The organism is Lysobacter sp. GQ73, from assembly GCF_059758755.1.
This window is the reverse complement of record NZ_JCAXEE010000020.1, coordinates 1-1,086: the sequence shown is the minus strand read 5'-3', so window position 1 is coordinate 1,086 and position 1,086 is coordinate 1. Positions and strand designations below refer to the sequence as shown.

1 protein-coding gene is annotated in these 1,086 nt (G+C 71.8%); it reads right to left on the bottom strand.

Translation table 11 applies throughout. The annotated features are described in order from the left end of the window. Nucleotides 1-1,086 (bottom strand): condensation domain-containing protein (locus tag AC6CH2_RS22475; protein ID WP_498271155.1); only part of this gene is annotated, 1,086 nt, incomplete at both ends.

Genomic DNA, 1,086 nt, shown 5'->3' with positions numbered 1-1,086 from the left:
GCCGTCGACCTCGATGCGCAGCGCCAGGGTGTTGACGAAGAAGCCGATCAGCGGCTCGACCTCGGCGCGCTGGCGGTTGGCGACCGGGCTGCCGATCACCACCTGGTCCTGTCCGCTCAGGCGCGACAGCAGGCTCGCCCAACCGGCCAGCAAGGTCATGAATACGGTCGTGCCACGACGCTGCGACAAGGCGCGCAAGCCCGCCGAGGCCTGCGCCGACAGCCGCAGCTCGACGCGGTCGCCGGCATAGCTCTGCAGCGGCGGGCGCGGCCGGTCGCTCGGCAGTTCCAGCAAGGCCGGCGCGCCCTGCAGATGGCCGCGCCAGAACTCGACCTGCGCGCGCAAGGTCTCGCCCTGCAGCCACTGCCGTTGCCACAACGCATAGTCGGCGTACTGGATCGGCAACGGCGGCAGCGGATCGGCGCGGCCCTCGTGGAACGCGGCATACAGCGCCGCGACTTCGCGCACCAGCACGCCGATCGACCAGCCGTCGGAAACGATATGGTGCTGGGTGACCAGCAACACCTGCTCGTCGTCGCGCAGCCGCAGCAGGCGGCCGCGGATCAGCGGGCCGCGCGCGAGGTCGAACGGCGCACGCGCCTCCTCCAGGCCGAGACGGACCAAGGCCTGCTCGCGCGCGGGCGCGTCGAGTCCGCGCAGGTCGTGTTCGATCAAGGCGAAGCCGGCATCGGCGGCGGCGATCAGCTGCACCGGCTCGCCATCGGCCTCGGCGAAACAGGTGCGCAGGCTTTCGTGGCGCGCGACGACCCGGTCGAGCGCGGCCTTGAGCGCGTCGCGATCGAGCTTGCCGCTCAAGCGCAGCGCCGCCGGCATGTGATAGGCGGCGCCGGCGGCCGGATCGAGTTGATCCAGGAACCACAGGCGTTGCTGCGCCCACGACAACGGCAACGGCCCGTTGCGGTCGGCCGGCGCGATCGGCGCCAGCGCCCCGGCGGCGCGGTCGCCACGCTCCAGCGCCCGCGCCATGCCTTCGAGGCTCGGCTGCGCGAACACTTCGCGCAGGGCGAATTCCAGGCCCAGGGTCGAACGCAGACGGGTGACCAGTTGCAACGCCAACAGCGAATG